16 protein-coding genes are annotated in these 19,591 nt (G+C 59.6%); 5 read left to right on the top strand and 11 right to left on the bottom strand.

Translation table 11 applies throughout. The features are described from left to right. Positions 1 to 42: 42 nt before the first annotated feature. From sufA to ACIQJ2_RS13350, 7 genes are all read right to left on the bottom strand, one after another. Positions 43 to 432, bottom strand: coding sequence for a Fe-S cluster assembly scaffold SufA (gene sufA / locus ACIQJ2_RS13380; protein WP_199148823.1), 390 nt, complete (start codon positions 430 to 432; stop codon positions 43 to 45). 76 nt (positions 433 to 508) lie between these two features. Next, positions 509 to 889, bottom strand: coding sequence for an SUF system Fe-S cluster assembly protein (locus ACIQJ2_RS13375; protein WP_199091285.1), 381 nt, complete (start codon positions 887 to 889; stop codon positions 509 to 511). 11 nt (positions 890 to 900) lie between these two features. Further along, positions 901 to 2,142, bottom strand: a complete 1,242-nt coding sequence (locus ACIQJ2_RS13370; protein WP_400669324.1) for a cysteine desulfurase — start codon at positions 2,140 to 2,142, stop codon at positions 901 to 903. 15 nt (positions 2,143 to 2,157) lie between these two features. After that, positions 2,158 to 3,432: a Fe-S cluster assembly protein SufD gene (sufD, locus tag ACIQJ2_RS13365; protein WP_199148825.1), complete on the bottom strand. Its 1,275-nt coding sequence runs from the start codon at positions 3,430 to 3,432 to the stop codon at positions 2,158 to 2,160. Between the two features lie 22 nt (positions 3,433 to 3,454). Further along, positions 3,455 to 4,210 carry a Fe-S cluster assembly ATPase SufC gene (gene sufC, locus ACIQJ2_RS13360; protein ID WP_199091291.1) on the bottom strand — a complete coding sequence of 252 codons (756 nt, stop codon included), beginning with the start codon at positions 4,208 to 4,210 and terminating at the stop codon, positions 3,455 to 3,457. A 71-nt stretch (positions 4,211 to 4,281) separates the two neighbouring features. Beyond that, on the bottom strand, positions 4,282 to 5,751 hold the full coding sequence (gene sufB / locus ACIQJ2_RS13355; RefSeq protein ID WP_199148826.1) for a Fe-S cluster assembly protein SufB: 1,470 nt from the start codon (positions 5,749 to 5,751) through the stop codon (positions 4,282 to 4,284). Positions 5,752 to 5,897: 146 nt separating this feature from the next. After that, positions 5,898 to 7,064 (bottom strand): cysteine desulfurase family protein, encoded by a 1,167-nt coding sequence (locus ACIQJ2_RS13350; protein WP_400669319.1) that lies wholly within the window; start codon positions 7,062 to 7,064, stop codon positions 5,898 to 5,900. Between the two features lie 235 nt (positions 7,065 to 7,299). Here ACIQJ2_RS13350 and ACIQJ2_RS13345 point away from each other — a divergent pair, with 235 nt between their 5' ends. Then, a complete protein-coding gene (locus ACIQJ2_RS13345) occupies positions 7,300 to 7,977 on the top strand; it encodes an alpha/beta hydrolase (RefSeq protein WP_112797490.1) in 678 nt (225 codons plus the stop codon). 117 nt (positions 7,978 to 8,094) lie between these two features. On the opposite strand, the gene ACIQJ2_RS13340 is transcribed toward ACIQJ2_RS13345, so the two are convergent. Together ACIQJ2_RS13340 and ACIQJ2_RS13335 are read right to left on the bottom strand one after the other, a co-directional pair. Continuing rightward, entirely contained in the window at positions 8,095 to 8,610 is a 516-nt protein-coding gene (locus tag ACIQJ2_RS13340) for a GNAT family N-acetyltransferase (protein WP_400669308.1), read from the bottom strand. A gap of 175 nt (positions 8,611 to 8,785) precedes the next feature. Then, a complete protein-coding gene (locus tag ACIQJ2_RS13335) occupies positions 8,786 to 11,263 on the bottom strand; it encodes a caspase family protein (protein ID WP_400669305.1) in 2,478 nt (825 codons plus the stop codon). A 287-nt stretch (positions 11,264 to 11,550) separates the two neighbouring features. On the opposite strand from ACIQJ2_RS13335, the gene tyrS reads away from it, so the two are divergent. Continuing rightward, positions 11,551 to 12,807, top strand: coding sequence for a tyrosine--tRNA ligase (gene tyrS, locus ACIQJ2_RS13330; RefSeq protein ID WP_400669302.1), 1,257 nt, complete (start codon positions 11,551 to 11,553; stop codon positions 12,805 to 12,807). Positions 12,808 to 13,031: 224 nt separating this feature from the next. Next, complete coding sequence (locus ACIQJ2_RS13325; RefSeq protein WP_400669299.1) at positions 13,032 to 13,889, top strand: alpha/beta hydrolase family protein; 858 nt, start codon at positions 13,032 to 13,034, stop codon at positions 13,887 to 13,889. A 105-nt stretch (positions 13,890 to 13,994) separates the two neighbouring features. Here ACIQJ2_RS13325 and ACIQJ2_RS13320 read toward each other — a convergent pair whose 3' ends face one another. Together ACIQJ2_RS13320 and ACIQJ2_RS13315 are read right to left on the bottom strand one after the other, a co-directional pair. Continuing rightward, positions 13,995 to 14,555 carry a hypothetical protein gene (locus ACIQJ2_RS13320; protein WP_400669296.1) on the bottom strand — a complete coding sequence of 187 codons (561 nt, stop codon included), beginning with the start codon at positions 14,553 to 14,555 and terminating at the stop codon, positions 13,995 to 13,997. Positions 14,556 to 14,687: 132 nt separating this feature from the next. Next, positions 14,688 to 18,107: a DUF3971 domain-containing protein gene (locus tag ACIQJ2_RS13315; RefSeq protein ID WP_400669293.1), complete on the bottom strand. Its 3,420-nt coding sequence runs from the start codon at positions 18,105 to 18,107 to the stop codon at positions 14,688 to 14,690. Positions 18,108 to 18,237: 130 nt separating this feature from the next. Between ACIQJ2_RS13315 and ACIQJ2_RS13310 the strand changes: the two genes are divergently transcribed. Together ACIQJ2_RS13310 and ACIQJ2_RS13305 are read left to right on the top strand one after the other, a co-directional pair. After that, the gene (locus tag ACIQJ2_RS13310; RefSeq protein WP_400669290.1) at positions 18,238 to 18,720 is read left to right on the top strand and encodes a peroxiredoxin; all 483 of its coding nucleotides are present in this window, start codon (positions 18,238 to 18,240) and stop codon (positions 18,718 to 18,720) included. Between the two features lie 4 nt (positions 18,721 to 18,724). Next, the gene (locus ACIQJ2_RS13305; protein ID WP_400669287.1) at positions 18,725 to 19,555 is read left to right on the top strand and encodes a ferritin-like domain-containing protein; all 831 of its coding nucleotides are present in this window, start codon (positions 18,725 to 18,727) and stop codon (positions 19,553 to 19,555) included. Positions 19,556 to 19,591: the final 36 nt, after the last annotated feature.

The following is a 19,591-nucleotide window of genomic DNA, read 5'->3' as shown; positions in this document are numbered from 1 at the left end:
AAAGCACGAAACGCATCGCGGCGAAATACGGTAGCATCCGCTTTAGGCGGGCTGAGCAGCCTGACGCTGAGCAGCAAGGGCGGCAAGATCTGCGGGCTTCAATTCGACGGACTCGCCACAGCCGCAAGCTGAGGTCTGGTTCGGATTGGTGAAGGTAAAGCCCGAACGCAGCGTCGTGGTTTCGAAGCCCATTTGGGTACCGAGCAGATAAAGCACGGCTGATGGCTCGACCCATACCCGGGCGCCGTCATGCTCGATCAGATCGTCCTTCTGGTTCGGCTCGGTCACCAGGTTGATGGTATATTCCATCCCGGCGCAGCCGCCCTTCTTGATGCCGACGCGAACGCCCTTGGCATCGGGACCTGAACTTTCGACAATTGCCTTGACGCGGGCTGCCGCCGCATCGGTCATGCTCATGACTGCAAAGCCCATGGGCTCATTCTCCTTCCGCAACCGGGGTCAAGATCCGGCGCTTCGAGTCTCAATGTAAAGCCGGCGGCTTAAACCTTCAATACCAGCCGACCGCAACCTGCGCTTCTTCGGACATGCGATCCGGCGTCCATGGCGGATCAAAGGTCATGCTGACGTCGACGCCGGATACGCCTTCGACGGCGCCGACGGCGTTTTCGACCCAACCCGGCATTTCACCGGCAACCGGGCAACCGGGCGCGGTCAGCGTCATGACGATCTTCACCATGCGGTCGTCTTCGATGTCGATCTTGTAGACCAGACCGAGCTCGAAGATGTCGGCCGGAATTTCCGGATCGTAGACCGTTTTCAGCGCCGAGATGACGTCGTCGCTCAGGCGTGCCAGCTCATCTTCGGGAATGCTGGAATGCACGATCCCTTCGCGCGCATCGATCTTCTGTTCGCTTTCGTCGAGTGACATCGCTTGCCTCCTCAGGCAAAGAATTTCCGTGCATATTCCAGTGCATCTGCCAAGGCATCCACCTCGGCGCGCGTATTGTACATGCCGAACGATGCACGGCATGTGGAGGTGACGCCGAAGCGTTTCAAGAGCGGTTGCGCACAATGCGTTCCGGCGCGAACCGCGACGCCCTGCCGGTCGATCACCATCGAGACATCATGGGAATGGATACCCGCGAGTTCGAAGGAAAAAATGCCGCCCTTGCCGGGCGCCGTACCGATCACGCGCAGCGAATTGATATCCCGCAACCGCTCGGCCGCGTAAGCCGCCAGATCGGCCTCATGGCGAGCAATCGCCTCGCGACCGATACTGTCCATATAATCAAGCGCATAACCAAGGCCGATCGCCTGCACGATCGGCGGTGTTCCCGCTTCGAAACGATGCGGCGGCTCGTTATAGATGACGTTTTCCTCGGTGACGTCGAAGATCATCTCGCCACCGCCCTGGAACGGCCGCATCTCGGCCAGCCGTTCTTTCTTGCCGTAGAGCACGCCGATGCCCGAGGGGCCATAAAGCTTGTGACCGGTCATGACGTACCAGTCGCAATCGATGTCCTGCACGTCGACGGGCATATGCACCGCCCCTTGCGAACCGTCGATCAAAACCGGAATGCCGCGCTCATGCGCGATGCGGCAAACTTCCTTGACCGGAACGACTGTTCCGAGCGCGTTCGACATATGGGTAATGGCGACGAGCTTGGTACGCTCCGTGAGGCTCTTCTCGAAATCCTCGATATGGAACGCGCCCTCGTCGTCAACGGGCATCCAGACGAGCTTCGCACCCTGTCGTTCCCGGATAAAATGCCAGGGAACGATATTGGAGTGATGCTCCATGATGGAGACGACAATCTCGTCGCCCTCGCCGATCTCAGGCATGCCCCAGCCATAGGCAACCGTGTTGATCGCCTCTGTCGAGTTCTTGGTGAAGACGATATCGTCCACCGATGGAGCATTCAGGAAGCGGCGCACCTTTTCACGCGCCGCCTCATACGCTTCCGTAGCGGCGTTGGACAGGAAATGCAGTCCGCGATGCACATTGGCATATTCATTCGAATAGGCATGCGAGATGGCATCGATGACGACCTGCGGCTTCTGTGCAGATGCCCCATTGTCGAGGTAGACCAGCGGCTTGCCATGCACCGTCTTCGCCAGGATCGGAAAATCCCGGCGAATGGCTTCGACGTCATAGGCCGTTGCCGGCACGATCTTGTCCACGAGCTTTGCCTCCAATCAGGCGTGCTTTTCCAGCCAGCCGGAGATAACGCCTTCCAGCGCCTCGACCAGTGCTTCGTCTTCCAGTTCTTCGACGATCTCGGCCACGAAAGCGTTGACCAGCATGGCGCGAGCCTTGTTCTTCGGAATGCCGCGCGCCATCAGGTAGTAGAGATGGTTAGCGTCGATATCGGCAACCGTCGCACCATGGCCGCACTGAACGTCGTCGGCGAAGATTTCGAGCTCGGGCTTCACCGAGAACTCGGCATCGTCGGACATCAGCAGCGTATTGCAGGCCATCTTGGCATCGGTCTTCTGCGCATCCGGTGCGACCCGGATCATGCCTTGGAAGACGCCGCGCGCGCGATCGAACACCACGTTGCGGATGACTTCCGTCGAGCTGGTGTTCGGCACGTCATGGCCAAGCACCATCGTCACGTCGGTATGCGTATCGCCACCCAGCAGGTTGACACCGCGCAGGGCCAGTTCGGAGCCTTCGCCCGTCACCTTCACATGCAGTTCCTGGCGCACCAGCTTGCCGCCGGCATTGATGACGAACAGTTTCAGCTTGGCGTCCGTGCCAAGATCGACGCGGATCTGGCCGAGATGCGTATCTTCGCTACCCTGCTCCTGCAGGATGATCCAGGTCACGTCGGCTCGTTCGCCGATCTTGACCTCGCTCACTGACGAGACCAGTGCGGCAGCACCTTCGACCGCCTGATGACGCTCTATCACCGTCGCCTTGACGTCGGCACCGAAGGACACTGGAAGACGGCTGTGAATCTGACCGCCGGCATGAATGAACTGCACTTCGAGCGGCGCGTCGAGTTCTGTGCCATCGGGGAAATCGATAACGTAGCCGTCGCGCACGAAGCTGGCATTGATGCGTCCGACAGCGTCGTCCGCGCCAAGAGCTTCGAGACCGGTAGCGGCAGTGCCATTGGCCAGGCTATCGGCATAGCGGCCCACCGTCAGCTTCTTGACGGCAGCCTTTTCGCTCGCCCTGCCCTGGAGAACCGCGATAACCGGAGACCCCTCCACCGTCGGCGGGAGCACTTCGACGAGACCCTTGCCGATGTCGCTCGGCACCAGGCGCAGCAGGTTCTTGAAATCGGTGTAGTGCCAGGCTTCGACGCGGCGCGTCGGCAGGCCTGCGGTCTTCAGGTCATCGAGCAGGCGATCGCGAACGGCGAAAACCTCGCCGTCACCGGGCAGATCGCCGAGCTGATTGTTGTACGCCTCGATCAGCGCCGTTTCGGCTGATGTCGGGCGGTTCGTCGTCTGAATGTTCATCGACGTATCCTTTCCGCCCCGATCAGGCTGCAGCTCCGATGATGTCGGCATAGCCGTTTGCTTCGAGTTCATGGGCCAGCGTCTTGTCGCCCGACTTGATCACCTGACCCTTGTAGAGGACGTGAACGGTGTCCGGAACGATGTAGTCGAGCAGGCGCTGATAGTGGGTGATGACGATCACGGCACGATCGGGCGAGCGCAGCGCGTTGACGCCGTCAGCGACAATCTTCAGGGCGTCGATGTCGAGGCCGGAGTCAGTCTCGTCGAGCACGCAAAGCTGCGGCTCCAGCAGTGCCATCTGCAGGATTTCGGCGCGCTTCTTCTCGCCACCGGAAAATCCGACGTTGAGCGGGCGCTTCAGCATGTCCATGTTGATCTGCAGCTTGCCGGCGGCATCCTTGACGCGGCGGATGAAATCCGGCGTCGTCAACTCGTCTTCGCCGCGCGCCTTGCGCTGTTCGTTCAGCGCAACCTTGAGGAACTGCATGGTGGCAACGCCCGGGATTTCGACCGGATACTGGAAGGCCAGGAAGATACCCTTGGCCGCACGCTCTGCAGCGTCGAGTTCGAGAATGTTCTCGCCGTTGTAGAGGATCTCGCCCTCGGTGACTTCATAATCGTCACGGCCGGCGAGGATATAGGACAGTGTCGACTTGCCGGAGCCGTTCGGGCCCATGATGGCGGCAACTTCACCAGCCTTCACGGTGAGGTTCAGGCCGCGGATGATCTCGGTGCCGTCTTCGGCGATACGGGCGTGCAGGTTCTTGATTTCAAGCATTTTAGAATCCTATCGCAGGAATGAATATGCGGCACGCCTGGCGCGCCAAAGCTAATTCTGTTTCGTGGACGTCAGCCGACGCTGCCTTCGAGCGAGATGCCGATCAGCTTCTGCGCTTCGACGGCGAATTCCATCGGCAACTCCTGCAGCACTTCCTTGACGAAGCCGTTGACGATCAGTGCGATCGCCGCTTCTTCGGGAATGCCGCGCTGCAGGCAGTAGAACAGCTGGTCTTCGGAAATCTTCGACGTCGTCGCCTCATGCTCGAACTGCGCGGACGAATTCTTGGCCTCGATATAGGGCACCGTATGCGCGCCGCACTTGTCGCCGATCAGCAGCGAGTCGCACTGCGTGAAATTGCGCGCATTCGACGCCTTGCGGTGAGCCGAGACCTGGCCGCGATAGGTGTTCTGCGACACGCCGGCAGCGATACCCTTCGAGATGATGCGGCTCGACGTGTTCTTGCCGAGATGGATCATCTTCGTGCCGCTATCGACCTGCTGATGGCCGTTCGAAACAGCGATCGAATAGAATTCGCCGCGGCTGTCGTCGCCGCGCAGGATGCAGGACGGATATTTCCAGGTGATCGCCGATCCGGTCTCAACCTGGGTCCAGGAGATCTTGGAACGATGGCCGCGGCAATCACCGCGCTTGGTGACGAAATTGTAGATGCCGCCCTTGCCGTGCTTGTCGCCCGGATACCAGTTCTGCACCGTCGAATACTTGATTTCGGCATCATCGAGCGCGACCAGCTCGACCACGGCCGCGTGCAGCTGATTTTCGTCGCGCTGCGGCGCCGTGCAGCCTTCGAGATAGGAGACGTAGGCTCCCTCTTCGGCGATGATCAGCGTGCGCTCGAACTGGCCGGTGTTCTTCTCGTTGATACGGAAGTAAGTCGACAGTTCCATCGGGCAACGAACGCCCTTCGGCACGAACACAAAGGAACCGTCGGTAAAGACAGCCGAATTCAGCGTCGCATAGAAATTGTCCGAGGTCGGCACGACGGAGCCGAGATACTTGCGCACCAGATCCGGATGTTCGCGGATGGCTTCCGAGATCGACATGAAGATCACGCCGGCCTTCTTCAGTTCGTCCTTGAAGGTAGTAACGACCGAGACGGAATCGAACACGGCATCGACAGCAATCTTCGACGTCTTGACGCCGGCAAGAATCTCCTGCTCACGCAAGGGAATGCCAAGCTTCTCATAGACCTTCAGAAGCTCGGGATCGACGTCCTCGAGCGAGGTCGGACCCGAAGTGCTCTTCGGCGCGGCGTAGTAGTGGATATCGTTGAAGTCGATCTTCGGGTAGTCGACGCGCGCCCAGGTGGGCTCTTCAAGCGTCAGCCAGCGGCGATAGGCTTCGAGGCGCCATTCCAGCATCCATTCCGGCTCCTGCTTTTTGGCAGAAATGAAGCGGATGATGTCTTCGGAAAGGCCCTTGGGAGCCTTGTCCACCTCGATAGTGGTTTCGAAACCATACTTATACTGGTCCACGTCGATCTGGCGAACCTGATCGACTGTTTCCTGGACTGCAGGCATTTCGTTCTCCAATCTCGCCGGATCCAAGGTCCGGCAGCTTGTCAACGTTGCGGCAGACTTATGTCTGCCCCCTATGTAGTCGGCCAAAAGGGACTTTTCATCCCGCTTGGCAAGCGGAAATTTCCATTTCCGCAAATTTGTGGCCGTTAGGCCGCGGCACCCGCCAGTTTGCGCCGACCCGCGATGCGGGCGAAGGCCGCAATCGCACGATCTATATCTTCAACGCTCGTGGTGGAGCCCAGCGAAATGCGGAGAGCTCCGAGCTTCGGATCGCATCCCATCGCCATGAGCACATGGCTCTCGCCGACCTTGCCCGATGAGCAGGCCGATCCAGCCGAAATAGCGACGCCTTCCAGATCGAAGGCGATCTGTCCGGTCTCGGATTTCAGACCCGGCAAGGTGAAGAAACTGGTGTTCGGCACCCGAGCTCCGCCCTTGCCATGAATGATGACGTCGGGTGCAGCAAGCTGCATGCCCTCTTCCAACCGATCGCGCAACGCGGCAATCCCGGTATTGCGATCATCAAGACCCGCGAGCGCAGCTTCTGCCGCCGCTCCAAAGCCCATGATCGCCAAAGTGTTTTCCGTACCCGAGCGATGACCCTTTTCCTGACCGCCGCCGTGGATCAGCGGCTTCGGCATCAGCACCTCGCCGCGCGAGACGAGAGCGCCGGCCCCCTTAGGACCGCTGATTTTGTGCGAGGATAAAATAAGAAAATCCGCGCCGATCGCATTGATATCGATCGGCACCCGGCCGGCCGCCTGAACCGCGTCGACGACGAAAAGACCGCCGACGGCCTGAACGATCTGCGCCGCCTCCGCCACAGGCTGCAGAATTCCGGTCTCGTTGTTGGCAAGCATGACGGCGACCATCGGCAAGCCGCTTGCCTTGTCATGGGCAGCCAGCATCGTCTCCAGAGAGGCCAAATCAACCATGCCATCAGGAGTTACCGGTAACTCGCTGATTCTATCCTTCGAAAAGCGTCCACCCTCCCGAACGGCGGGATGTTCGATCGCGGATATATAAAGGTGGCTGACGGCAAGCGGCGTTCGCCCCATGCGGAATTCCGACGTCAGCACCATGTTGGCCGCTTCGGTGGCGCCGCTGGTGAACACCACATGCGCAGGCTCGGCACCGGTAAGGCTTGCCACTTGACGGCGCGCGGCCTCGACGGCGGCGCGGGCGGCTCTGCCTTCCCCATGTACGGAATTGGGGTTGCCCTGGATATCCATCGCACGTAGCATCGCATCCCGCGCCGCCGGATGAAGGGGCGCGGTGGCATTCCAGTCGAGATAAAGGCGCGTTGCCGCCATGATCGTCTTCCTGCCTGCAGTTGCTTTGCTACTCCCGGCTCATTTTCCTTGAAATTTCAGCCGGGCATGCCTTATGACACGTTCCACACAGCGTTGAAAAAGCAACGCGCGGAACACCGCATCAAGTTTCGAATTGTTCTAAACTGCGTTCTAGAAAAGTTGAGCGCATTCGTCAAGTCAACTTGCTGCGTGCCGTTGGGTTTGAACGCAGAAAAAAAGAAGAGCCGGAGTATCGATGCCCGAAGTTATTTTCAACGGCCCCGCAGGCCGCCTCGAAGGCCGCTATCAGCCCTCGAAGGAAAAAAGCGCCCCGATCGCCATTATTCTTCATCCCCATCCGCAGTTCGGCGGCACGATGAACAACCAGGTGGTCTACCAGCTCTTCTATATGTTCCAGAAGCGCGGTTTCACCACTCTTCGCTTCAACTTCCGTGGCATCGGCCGCAGCCAGGGCGAATTCGATCACGGCGCCGGCGAGCTGTCCGACGCCGCATCGGCGCTGGACTGGGTGCAGAGCCTTCACCCTGATTCGAAAAGCTGCTGGGTTGCCGGCTACTCCTTCGGCGCCTGGATCGGCATGCAGCTGCTGATGCGCCGTCCGGAGATCGAAGGCTTCATGTCGATCGCACCGCAGCCGAATATCTACGACTTCTCCTTCCTCGCACCCTGCCCGTCTTCCGGCCTGATCATCAACGGCGATGCCGACAAGGTCGCTCCGGAAAAGGACGTCAACGGTCTCGTCGAGAAACTGAAGACGCAGAAGGGCATCCTGATCACGCACAAGATCGTCTCGGGCGCCAACCACTTCTTCAACGGCCAGGTCGAGACTCTGCTCGGCGAATGCGAAGACTATCTCGATCGCCGCCTGAACGGCGAACTGGTGCCGGAACCGGCAGCCAAGCGCATCCGCTAAGAAGCGCCTTCTTCTCCAAGAGCGTTTCCGCCGTTCTCTGAAACACGGAAACGCTCTATTTCGTTGTTTTAAGCAATTCAGGTCGGAAACCGCTCCGCACCTTGCGCTGAACTGCTCCTAGCGTGACATCCTGTAGCAAAGTCCCGGAGCGCCGCCGACTGCGATCGTTGCTTCATATTGCATGCCGATTTTTTGGAGAACTCGCTGTGACGCAGCGTTTTCCGGATGCGCAAACGCGATAAATCGATCAGCGAAACCGCGGCTGAAAAACCACTTCGCAAGTGCACCGGCAATCTCCGTCGCATAGCCGTTGCCCCAAGCATCCTGCCGAAGCGAATAGCCGAGTTCGAACTCACCTCGTCCACGCTCATGGAAACGCGAAAAGCCGGCTCGGCCGATGAAGCGTCCGTCATCACGTCGGAGCATCTTGTATTTGGTCGTGCCCTCTCGCGCATGTTCATCGAACCAGCTTCGCAAGCGTTCCTCCGCCTTCTCCATGGTCCATGGAGCACCGCCGGAAAGATAGCGCGTGGTTTCGATCGACGAATGCAGCTGCCGGATAATATCGGCATCCTTGCGATCCCACATTGTCAGAACGAGGCGTGGGGTTTCGAGAATGATGGTGTCACTCATTTGCCTGCCCGCTTTCCCTGTGGGTTCAAATCCACCGAAATCTATACGCCAAAGTCAATCGCAAGCCGAGCGGTAAGTGTTCAGCACACGCGATGATTACAAGACGATCAAGCGAAGGCTTCTAATCCGAAGGCCCGCCGAAGCGGGCCTTCATATGATCGGTCGATATCATCGGTCAGTGACATGCAGGCAGACCGGGGGCGCCACATGCTTTCTTCTTTTCCGGCGGCTTCTGCGGCGCAGGTGCCGGTGGTTTCTGCTGCACGATCTTGGGCTGCGGCTGCGGCTTCGGTTGAGCCTGTGGTGGCGGCGCGGGCGCCCTCGCCTGAGCGGCGACATGCGGCACCGGCCGTGGTTGCGCAGCTGCTGGATTAGCCTGCCGAGGCGGTTGCACGGCGACGCGAGGCTGACTGCTCACTTGCGGTCGGTTGTTGACAACGGCCCTCGGTTTCGGCGGAGCCTTGGCAACGATGGTCGGCGATGCCGGCTTTGATACCTGGCCATGAGCATTAGGCTTTGGTGCGGAGGCCAGGGAATTCGGCGTTGCTGCCGGAGCGGCTTTGGGTGCCGGGGACTTGGCAATCTGATTTTGGCCCTTCGCGGCAGGCGCGTTACCAGCAGGCGACAGAGGCTGACCCTTGGCACCGGGAAGCACATGCGCATTGGCATTGTTGCCCGGCTGGCCAGGCTTGGCTTGATTTGCTTGAGCTGCACCGGGGGTGACTGGAAGTTTGCCACCGGCTGGCAAAGGCTGACCATTGGTTCCCGGAAGAGCGTGGGCATTGGTATTCGTGCCCGGTTGGCCAGGTTGGGTGGCGACAGCCGGGTTGTGCACGGCATTCGGCGCGATCTGAGGCTTTTGCACCTGAGCGGCACCGGGAGTGGTCGGCAGCTTGCCGGCAGCCGGCAGCGGTTGGCCATTGGCGCCGGGCAGCGCATGAGCGGCATTTCCTGTTTGCGGCGGTGCCGAGGGCGCCACGGCGGGAGCGGCTCCAGGCGCGGCTTTCACGACAGCTGCGGGATTTTGCTTCTGCAGAACCGCAGCCTTCTTCTGAACCGAGGGCGGCAGGGCAACATGGAGTGCCGCAGCCCCTGCGCCGGCGATCACGGCGGCTCCGACCAACTTCTGCCCCGTCGTCAAGCCTGGCGCTGCCGGAGCGGCACCGTTTTCGTTGACGGTCGTGTTGTTGATCACCGTGTTGTTCACAACGGTATTGTGGATGTTGTTGAAGATGACGTTGTTTTCCGGCGGTGCGATATCGCGGGGCGGTTCGACCCATTGCGGCACGGGAACGTAAACCGGCTCGGGCAAGACGTAGAGATCGACCGCGGGCGCAGGCGGCGCGAGCACGACGAAGTCCGGCGGCGGCGGCGCTAGGAACACCACGGGCGGCGGCGGCGCATAGCCGAAATCCGCATCGTCAAAATAGAGCACGGGCCGATCGATATAGACGATCTCCGGCGGCGGTGGCGGCGGTACGTCATACTCGATCACGGCAAACGACGGCGGCGGCTCAATCGCTGCCTCGAAATGCTCGAGCCGGCGACGGGCGTCCCATACATGCGGGCCGCGCGGATAGCGCCTCAGATAAGACCAGTAGGCCTCGGGCGTATCGGCACGCCAGGTTTCGCGCCAGGTGATTGCTTCACGACGAGCGGCCACGATGGCACGTACGCGCTTTACCATCGCATCATTCGGATAGGCAGCCAGGAAATCCTCGTAGCCTTGCAGCGTATCGCGATCGAGCGCGGCGAAATAGGCATCACGCTCGTCGAAGTCGCGGATCGCCTTCGTCCGGATCGCGGCATTGTCGTAGCTGGAGACCTGAGCGGCTGGCGCATCGGGGCCACGATCGAAGAAGGTGAAGGCGTTCTTGAACTTGGAGGCATCCCAGGAAATCTGCGCGCCCTTGGTCAGATCGCTGACCCGCAGGCGTGTCCGATCGAACACATCATCGAGCGACAGGCCGCCAACGCGGATCATTTCAGCCAGGGCATGCGCGTATGAGCCATAAGGCCCCGCCTCCTGTGGCGCGACCGTACCCGGAGCCGCATTGAAGGCAATCAGCTGATTGGCATCCGGATCGACCAGCGCCAGTCCGCCTGCGAGCGGCTGATTGGACTGCACGAACTGATTGGCTCTCGCCGCATCGAGCACGATGATACTGCCGCGATTGTTCAGCGATGCCAGCGATTTCGTGAAATCAGTGATCCGCAGCGCCTCGACCGGAACATCGGTCGCATTGGCCATCTGGGCATCGACGGGAACGAAATAGTTATCGCCCTGATATTGTACGCCATAGCCCGCCAGATAGACGAAGACGACGGTGTTGGGCCCAGACGCGTTCGCTTTCGTCAGAAAGTCTCTCATCGCGTCGCGCAAACCGTTCTGGTCGAGGTCGCGCGCTCCGATCACGTCGAAGCCGGCGGCCTGCAAGGTCTGGGCGATGAGACCGGCATCATTGGCCGGCGTCGGCAAGGCGCCTGCCTTATAGGCGGCGTTGCCCACGACAAACGCTATTCTCTTTTCAGGGGAGCCTTGCGCTCGGGCGGGGCTCATGCCCGCAAGCCCGGCGAAAACCAACATCAAGGCGAAGAACGCACAGATCGTCTTTTTAAACGACAATCCCATCATCGAAAGCAAAGGTGACATACCGGTTTCTTTCACGAAACATGTGGCGCACAAGGGATCAACAACAAAGGGTTAGGATTCGATTCGGGCGAATACACGGCAGCTTCGGGGCGATGTTACGATGCGTTCACATTGAGACGTGATGGCTTACAAATGCCGACAGCCCCCGGCCAGCCCGCCAAAACCCGGCATTCCCATTGAACCAAAATGGTGACGCGCCAGCAAATCAATGCTAAACGCGCCCGGCAACATCCAACAATAGTGAGTTTGCCGCACGTCCTTCGATGCGGCCCTGAGAGACCAAGATCATGGCTGAGTTCAAATCCGATTTCCTGCGCACACTGCAAGAACGTGGCTTCATTCATCAGATTTCCGATGAAACAGGCCTCGACGACCTTTTCGCGAAGGAAACCGTGACGGCCTATATCGGCTATGATCCGACGGCATCGAGCCTGCATGTCGGCCATCTCACCCAGATCATGATGCTGCATTGGCTGCAAGCGACCGGCCACCGGCCGATCTCCCTGATGGGCGGCGGCACCGGCATGGTCGGCGATCCCTCCTTCAAGGAAGAGGCGCGCAAGCTGATGACCATCGATATGATCGAGGACAATATCGCCTCCATCAAGCGCTGCTTCTCGAATTACCTTACTTATGGTGAAGGCCCCAAGGATGCGTTGATGATCAACAACGCAGAATGGCTCCGCTCGCTCAACTACCTCGAATTCCTGCGTGACGTCGGCCGTCACTTCTCGGTCAATCGCATGCTGTCCTTCGACAGCGTGAAGACGAGGCTCGATCGCGAGCAATCGCTGTCTTTCCTCGAATTCAACTACATGATCCTGCAGGCCTATGACTTCGTCGAACTGGCCAAGCGCTACGATTGCAGCCTGCAGATGGGCGGCTCGGACCAGTGGGGCAATATCGTCAACGGCATCGACCTCGGTCACCGCATGGGGACCAAGCAGCTCTTCGCCTTGACCTCGCCGCTGCTGACGACCTCTTCCGGCGCCAAGATGGGCAAATCGGCTTCTGGCGCCGTTTGGCTCAACGCCGATCTGCTGCCGGTCTACGATTTCTGGCAATACTGGCGCAACACCGAGGACGCCGACGTTCCGCGCTTCCTCAAGCTGTTCACCACTCTGCCGATGGATGAGATCGCGCGGCTTTCCGCCATCGCGGGCTCCGAGCTCAACGAGGTCAAGAAGATCCTCGCAACCGAAGTGACCGCCATTCTGCATGGCCGCGCAGCGGCCGAGCAGGCAGCTGAAACGGCACGCAAAACGTTCGAAGAAGGCGCGCTCTCCGAAAACCTGCCCACGGTTGATGTTCCCCCCGCTGAACTCGAGGCAGGCATCGGGCTTCTCTCGCTGATCGTTCGCGCCGGCCTTGCCGCTTCGAACGGCGAAGCTCGTCGCCACGTCCAGGGCGGTGCCGTCCGCATCAACGACGAACCAGTCAGCGACGAACGCCTGGTCATCGGCAGCGGCGAAATCACCGCCGACGGCGTCATCAAGCTGTCGCTCGGCAAGAAGAAGCACATCCTGATCCGCCCGGCTGCTTGAGCCAGCATTGTGGATCGAAAACACCGAAGGCCGGCATATTAAGCCGGCCTTTTCTTTTGCCACCCTTCCGGCGATCGCCTTCGTCTGCTGCAGACGGGCAAGGCCTCCTTTTCCTTGACCCCACTCCCCGCCTTCACTAGCCTTTGACGATATCGAAAAGATCGCGATCGTGGGGGGATCAGATGTTTGGAATGAACACGGCGTATGGGGTCGGATTGGCGTGTTTGGTTGCGATAACCATCACAGGTGTCGCCTCCGCTGCCGAAACGAGAATTACGCTCGATGTCGATGGCCAAAAGGTAATCGGCACGCTGTCGACCATCGATAGCAACCCCAAGGCCCCCGTCGTCGTCATGTTTCATGGGTTCGGCGGCACGCGCGACGAGTTGGCGATCAAAGACACCAAGGAAGGCGTGTTTTCTCGCAGCGCGCGGCTCTTTGCCGAAAGCGGCTATGCAAGCCTGAGAATAGATTTTCGCGGTTCGGGTGAGAGTGAGGGCAAGTGGGCCGACACGACGTTTTCCGGCCAGATCAAGGACGGCATCGCTGCAGTCGATTGGCTTAAGGCAAGCGACAAGGTCGACGGTTCGCGGATATCCATCCTCGGATGGAGCCAGGGCGGCCTGGTCGCCTCCCATGTGGCAAGGGCACGTCCCGACGTGAAGTCGGTAACCCTATGGGCGCCAGTGGTGACGCCGCTCTACACCTATGGCGGCCTCCTTGGCGCCGACAATGTCGCGAAAGGATTGTCCAGTCCGCCGGATACGGAGATCACCGCCAAGCTGCCCTGGGGCGCAGACACGACGCTCAAGGCTTCTTTCTATAAGGAGATGCCAACCACGAGCACGATCGCGGCCATCGCGCACTACCCCGGACCGCTGCAGGTGATCGTCGGCAGCAAGGACACGACCGTCACGCCTCAACCCGCGTCCGGCCAGGTCCTTCTGGACTACCACGATGGCGATGAGCGGCTCGACGTCTTTGACACCGATCATGTTTTCAGCGCCTTTAACGGACCCGAAGTGATCGATAGCCACATGGTTCCGGCAACGCTGGAATGGCTCAAGAAATTCAATCCTTGATTTGGTCGGTCCATCGATAAAGCCTTCAGTCTGGCGGAAGCACCACGCAAGAAGCTCAGATGCGAGATGCGGTTGACTGATCATTCATGCCGACCGCAGATCGCCCTATTCCGAACTGTTTGCACCAATGTTCTCGATCCATTCCTTGATGCGATGAGCGGTTTCCTGAGGCGATAGTTCCGTGTTGTCGATGACGGTTCGGAAAGTCGCGCCGTCGTCGAAGAGCGAGCGCGTTCTCATCAACTCGACCAGAAGCTCGGGGTTCTGTTTCTTTTGCAGAACGCCGCGATCGCTGCGAACAATTCGGCGAGCGTTTTCAACGGTGGAACAGGTGAGCGTGACGGCGAAGAGAGGACAATTTCGCGCATGCGCGAGATCAAGCAAGGCTTGCCAGTTCTCCTCAAGAAAGCCGCTGGAGCCGCCACGAGCAACCACATTCGTGAAGATGACGGGCAAGGCCGGCGGCAGCTTGAGAACCGCAGCGAAAGCCACCGTCCTCACAGCGCGTACCACGCTGTAATATTCGGGAGTCCCTCCCTCCGCGAGCGCCTTGCCGACATTCCTAATGGTGTGATTGTCCAGAAGTCTGCCGCCGATGAGCTTTCGCAATTCGCGTGCCGTCGTCAGCTTCCCGACACCTGGCCATCCACTGAGATTGATCAACACGACTATCTCCGGAATTTGTTTGATCGCGACATTAGCAGACTTCAATGCCGGGTGCCTGCGAACTTCAAAAGATATAAGCGAGCTGATCGCGTCTGAGGTCGGGTCTTCGACCCGTGAAGACCTCTCCGACCGTCAATACTCGAAGATAGACCTGAACACCCCTGGTGCAATGATCGACAGCGGGTTGATCTGCATGGTCGGCTTGTCGAAACTGCCCGTTAGCCTGAAGGTAATGCCGATGAGGCCGCGGTCGCTGCCGTTGCCCAGAAGGAAGCCTACGATCGGAACTTCCGCGAACAGGCGGTTCAGGCCATAGGCGGGCATGAAGGTTCCGGTCAGGTCCATCTTGCCATTGGCGTCCTTGACCGTTCCCTGGAAGGTCGCTCCAACCTGCACGCCGCGGACGACACCATTCTCGACCGACAGCGTTCCGTCGCGCAGCACGAGCCGGGCAAAGCCTCGTTCGAAATTCTGCGCCCGCGTATCGATATTCTGTTTCACTGCCGCGTTCAGGCTCTTACCGTTCTTGCCGCTCGGCGTCGAAACAATGGTCGAAAGCTTCTTTTCGTCGATGATGGCGAAGTTGCGGATATCCAGCGAGCCGTCCCAGTCGTCCTGCCCGATCGAGCGCAACGACAGATTGAGCAGGCCACCCTTCAGGTGCTTGTAGAGATCGGTGAAACGCGCCACCGCACCTGCGTCGCCGCTGGTAATGCGGATCACGCCATTACTGCCCTTGCTCATCTGCGTGACGAAGGCCTCGCCGCTACGGGTAATACCGGAGAAATCAACAGCCGTCGTCTTGCCGCCGGAGATGGAATAGACGCCCTTGAGATTGCCGATCGATTCATCGTTGAACCCGACAACCTTGTTGAGATCGACGCGAACGGTCGCACTTGCGCTCGCCGAATCGTCGGAGCCCTGCCGCCCACCGGAGGACGATGTCTTCAGGCGCGCCAGGATCGGGCGAATATCGGCCGAATTGCCGGATACGGAGACATCATAGCTGCCGCCTTTGCTGTGTTTCAGCGACAGTCCGAAATCGTCGAGCGCGGAAAGCTTCACCTCGTCGAAGCTCGCAGTTGTCAGAACTCCCTTGCTGATCACGAGATCGCCGCCGGCACCGAAACCGTCGCCCTTGAGCACGAAGTTCTTCAGCGCCATCTGATTGTCGGAGCCGGACGCTTCGAACTGCGCACTCGCCGGAATGCCGCTGCCCTTCGACCATCCGATCCAGGGAACGGTCAGCGCGGCCTTGCCGAGATCGACCTTGACGCCCTGTCGATCGTCGTCGATGCGCGTCATCTCCACCTTGACTGGGCCGTCGATCATGTCGCGCAGGCCCGGCAGAACGGTGTTGCGTTGAGCATCGGTCAGCGTCGCCGTTATCACGCGGCCGCGTTTGACGGTCGATTTGCTGTCGGTCGGCTCGACCATGTTGATCTGCGCGGGAATGCCGTCGATCTGCGCCTGAGCCTGCAGCTCCACCGACTGCTGATCGGCATCGATCTCTCCGGTCAGATTGGTAATCTTGCGATTGTTCATCGGCTTCAGCAGGTCGACGTCATTGAGCGTCAGCTTCGCCTGCCAGTCCGGCGGTGGTGGCTTCTGGTCGTTGATGAGGCCGATCCGCGCATCGATCTTGGCAACGATCTTGCCGTTGAAATCCTCGGGCTTGAACTCGGTCCGCTGCAGCGCCTGAACCGGTTTGTAAGTCAACAATTCGCCGATGGCGTCGCCGCTGCCGGAGATCGTGAGATCCAGATCGGCCATCAAGGGCTTGTCATATGTCGCGGGTATCGAAAAGCTGCTGCTGTTCAGCGATATGGTGCGTCCTGTCGGAAAATAGGACGTGGCGCTGGCGATCGCGACCACCATTTTCGGGCCTGTCAGGTCGAAATGCGCTTTCGCATCACGCAGCGGCGGAATATCGCCGGGCACATTGAGGCGCGTCCCATCGATATCGAAGGCGATATGCAGTTCATTCTGACCAAGCTGCAGCTTGCCGGTCTGCGAAGCTTCGCGCAGCCTTCCGGCCGGAATGAAGACGGATATGACCGCATTCGTCACCGAGCCGCCGAATAGATTGTTCTCGACCCAGGTTCGCGGCTTCGATGCCATCCAGAAGGGCCACAGCTGCTTGACCACGGTCGTATCGAGCCGATCCGCACGTCCACCGAAGCTGATTTCCGGCGAGCTGTCGCCGAGCTTCATGTGCAGGGAGCCGAACAGAGCGCCCTGGGGCGTCGATATGCCGAGATTGTCGAACTGAAATTCCTTCGTTGCGGCCAGGAAACGACCCGTCGCCTGACCATCGAAGCTGACAGGTTTTTCCCCGGAGATCGAGGAGGCGGCCGTGCCGTTCTTGATCAGGAAATCGATGCCGAACCCCTTGCCCGCATTGGCATCGACACGGTCGAGATCGATCAATGCACCGGAAAACGGCACGATCGTCTTCACGAATTGCATCGTCGATGGCGCGATCTCGAGTGTCTGATGATCGAAATTGTAAGCCAGATTGAGATTGGCTTCGGTCAAATCCTGCGGATCGCGATCCATGTACAGCACGCCGGGCTGGATCTTGACGGACGTCTCAAGCTTTGGGTTGGTGCCGGACGCCCCTTTGATCGCCGAAAGCGTCACATCGGCAAAGCTCATCAAACCCTGTCGCGGAGTTCCGGTCACATCGTAAACCATCGTCAGCGGCTTGAGGTCGAGATTGGCGATCTTCGCGATCAGCGAGGAACTATGGCCGGCTTCCGTCTGCTCAGCCTTGATATCCAGAGTTGCGACGGATCCATTGACAGCAACCTGCCCGTAGAGATGCAGCTGGTTCGGCTCTACCCGCTCGAAAGTAAGGTTGTCGACCACCAGCGCGATCGGCGGCGCTTCAGCGCGCGCCAGCTTTACCGAGAAGCCCGAAATATGCACGGAACTCGTACCGCCACGCTGCACGAATCGCTCAAGAAAATCGAGATTGTCAAAGGCTGCGGCCAGGGCCTTCGGCAGCGCGTCGACGCGCAATGCGGTAAGATCGACCGGATCGCCTTGCGGCAGCAACGAGGTGTCGAGCGCTATTCCCTCAGCCGCTACGCTCGCCACTTCCACGCGCCCTTCGACGAGGGCCAGCGGATCCAGTTCCATATTGACCACCGACATGGTCGACAGATGTTTGCCGCTATCCTGATCGATGACGTTGACGTCGCGCGCCTCAAGCGCCAATCGCAGGCCGGAGGTGAAGCGAACAACGGTTGCGCCGACCTCTGCCTTGTAGCGAGGCCCGATGGCCTTATCGAGAGCGACCTGCGCCTTTTGCGACAGCGGTTGATCGAAGATGCCGCTTTCTATGGTAACGATCACCCCACCCAGAATGACGGCGAGAAATGCAAAGAAAACCAGCGTTATACGGCAGACATGCCAGACATGAGAGCGACTGCGGCGGGAGCGTTCGGGCACATGCACGATCAGAGGGTCATCGACCTGAGCGGAGGGCAGATGGTCGAGTGACACGAGATCCTTTTTGCGGAATGTTACCTTTTCGCCTCGGATCACTCCTGTGCGTCCCTTTCGTTCTCTGCAATTTTTTTGGTGACGCCGCGTCCTATGTGGACGCCATACCCGATCAGTATATATGGCTCACCCTGTGTGTCATCTAAAAAACCGGCAAAAGAAAGGTTTTCCCGTGACGGAACTTGCTCCTGTTGAATTGAAGATTGGCGACAATGCGGCCAATTTCGACCTTCCGCGTGACGGCGGCGGGCACGTGCGCCTGGCCGATTTCGCTGGGAAACCGCTGGTTATCTATTTCTATCCAAAAGACGACACGACCGCATGCACCACCGAATCGATTTCCTTCACGGCGCTCGCGGCCGATTTCGCCAAGGCAGGCGTCGCCCTTCTCGGCGTGTCGCCGGACTCCGTCAAGAGCCATGACAAGTTCGTGAAAAAACACGCCCTCTCGATCCCTCTTGCAGCGGACGAAGAAAAGACGATGGCAATGGCCTATGGCGTATGGCGGGAAAAGAGCATGTACGGCCGCACCTATATGGGGGTCGTACGGTCGACATTCCTGATCGGTGTCGACCGACGGATCGTCAGGATCTGGGACAAGGTCAAGGTCGCCGGACACGCCGAGGAAGTTCTCGCCGCATCAAAGGAGCTGTGACGGCATGGCAGGCAATCCGAATGCGATCACATCGCTGCGCGGCGGCGCCATCGCTGCCATTCGCTCAACCGACCTCGATCGCAAGACCACCCTTGCGCAAGAGGCCGCGACGCGCTGGTTTGCCCGCACACTGTCATTGCGTTCGCCGCTCGACCCGCCGCTGGCGGATCGGCCCGGCCGGCCGGAGCGCCCGGAACTGGTGCCGCCGAAGCACATGGAGAAGCGTTCACTGCATACGCTGAAGGGCCGTATCGCATTACTCCACGCGATCGCCCATATCGAACTCAACGCTGTCGATCTGGCGCTCGACATCGTCGCCCGCTTCGCGACCGAACCCGTTCCGAACTCCTTCTTCGATGGCTGGATGCAGGTTGCCTTCGAAGAAGCGAAGCATTTTCGCATGGTCCGGGATCGATTGCGCGAACTGGGCGCCGATTATGGCGACCTGCCCGCTCATGACGGTCTCTGGCAGGCAGCTCATGCGACCCGCACCGACCTCACCGCGCGCCTGGCCGTCGTACCTCTGATACTTGAGGCGCGAGGGCTGGACGTTACGCCGGCGCTCCAGGCGAAGATGCGCGAGACCGGCGACATGGAAAGCGCCGCCGTGCTCGACGTCATCTACAATGACGAAAAGGGTCACGTCGCCGTCGGCGCCAAGTGGTTTCGCTTTCTCTGCGCCCGCGAGAAACGCGATCCGGCCCGCACATTCCAGGAATTGGTTCGCGCAAACTTCCGCGGTTCGCTGAAAGCGCCGTTCAACGACATAGCGCGCGCCGAAGCCGGCCTCACGCCTTCCTTCTATCGCTCGCTGACATCCACAAGCAATGCGTGATATACTAAGAAAACCAAATTTCTCCTGTAACTAATA

The organism is Rhizobium sp. NPDC092011, assembly GCF_044756305.1.
Lineage (GTDB): Bacteria > Pseudomonadota > Alphaproteobacteria > Rhizobiales > Rhizobiaceae > Rhizobium.
The sequence above is the reverse complement of the archived record's forward strand: the minus strand, read 5'-3'. Positions and strand labels throughout refer to the sequence as shown.

Bases quoted from the DNA above. Each gene is read 5' to 3' on its own strand.
- sufA (WP_199148823.1), bottom strand. From the start codon at position 432: ATGGGCTTTGCAGTCATGAGCATGACCGATGCGGCGGCAGCCCGCGTC.
- ACIQJ2_RS13375 (WP_199091285.1), bottom strand. From the start codon at position 889: ATGTCACTCGACGAAAGCGAACAGAAGATCGATGCGCGCGAAGGGATC.
- sufD (WP_199148825.1), bottom strand. From the start codon at position 3,432: ATGAACATTCAGACGACGAACCGCCCGACATCAGCCGAAACGGCGCTG.
- sufC (WP_199091291.1), bottom strand. From the start codon at position 4,210: ATGCTTGAAATCAAGAACCTGCACGCCCGTATCGCCGAAGACGGCACC.
- sufB (WP_199148826.1), bottom strand. From the start codon at position 5,751: ATGCCTGCAGTCCAGGAAACAGTCGATCAGGTTCGCCAGATCGACGTG.
- ACIQJ2_RS13350 (WP_400669319.1), bottom strand. From the start codon at position 7,064: ATGGCGGCAACGCGCCTTTATCTCGACTGGAATGCCACCGCGCCCCTT.
- ACIQJ2_RS13345 (WP_112797490.1), top strand. From the start codon at position 7,300: ATGCCCGAAGTTATTTTCAACGGCCCCGCAGGCCGCCTCGAAGGCCGC.
- ACIQJ2_RS13340 (WP_400669308.1), bottom strand. From the start codon at position 8,610: ATGAGTGACACCATCATTCTCGAAACCCCACGCCTCGTTCTGACAATG.
- ACIQJ2_RS13335 (WP_400669305.1), bottom strand. From the start codon at position 11,263: ATGTCACCTTTGCTTTCGATGATGGGATTGTCGTTTAAAAAGACGATC.
- tyrS (WP_400669302.1), top strand. From the start codon at position 11,551: ATGGCTGAGTTCAAATCCGATTTCCTGCGCACACTGCAAGAACGTGGC.
- ACIQJ2_RS13305 (WP_400669287.1), top strand. From the start codon at position 18,725: ATGGCAGGCAATCCGAATGCGATCACATCGCTGCGCGGCGGCGCCATC.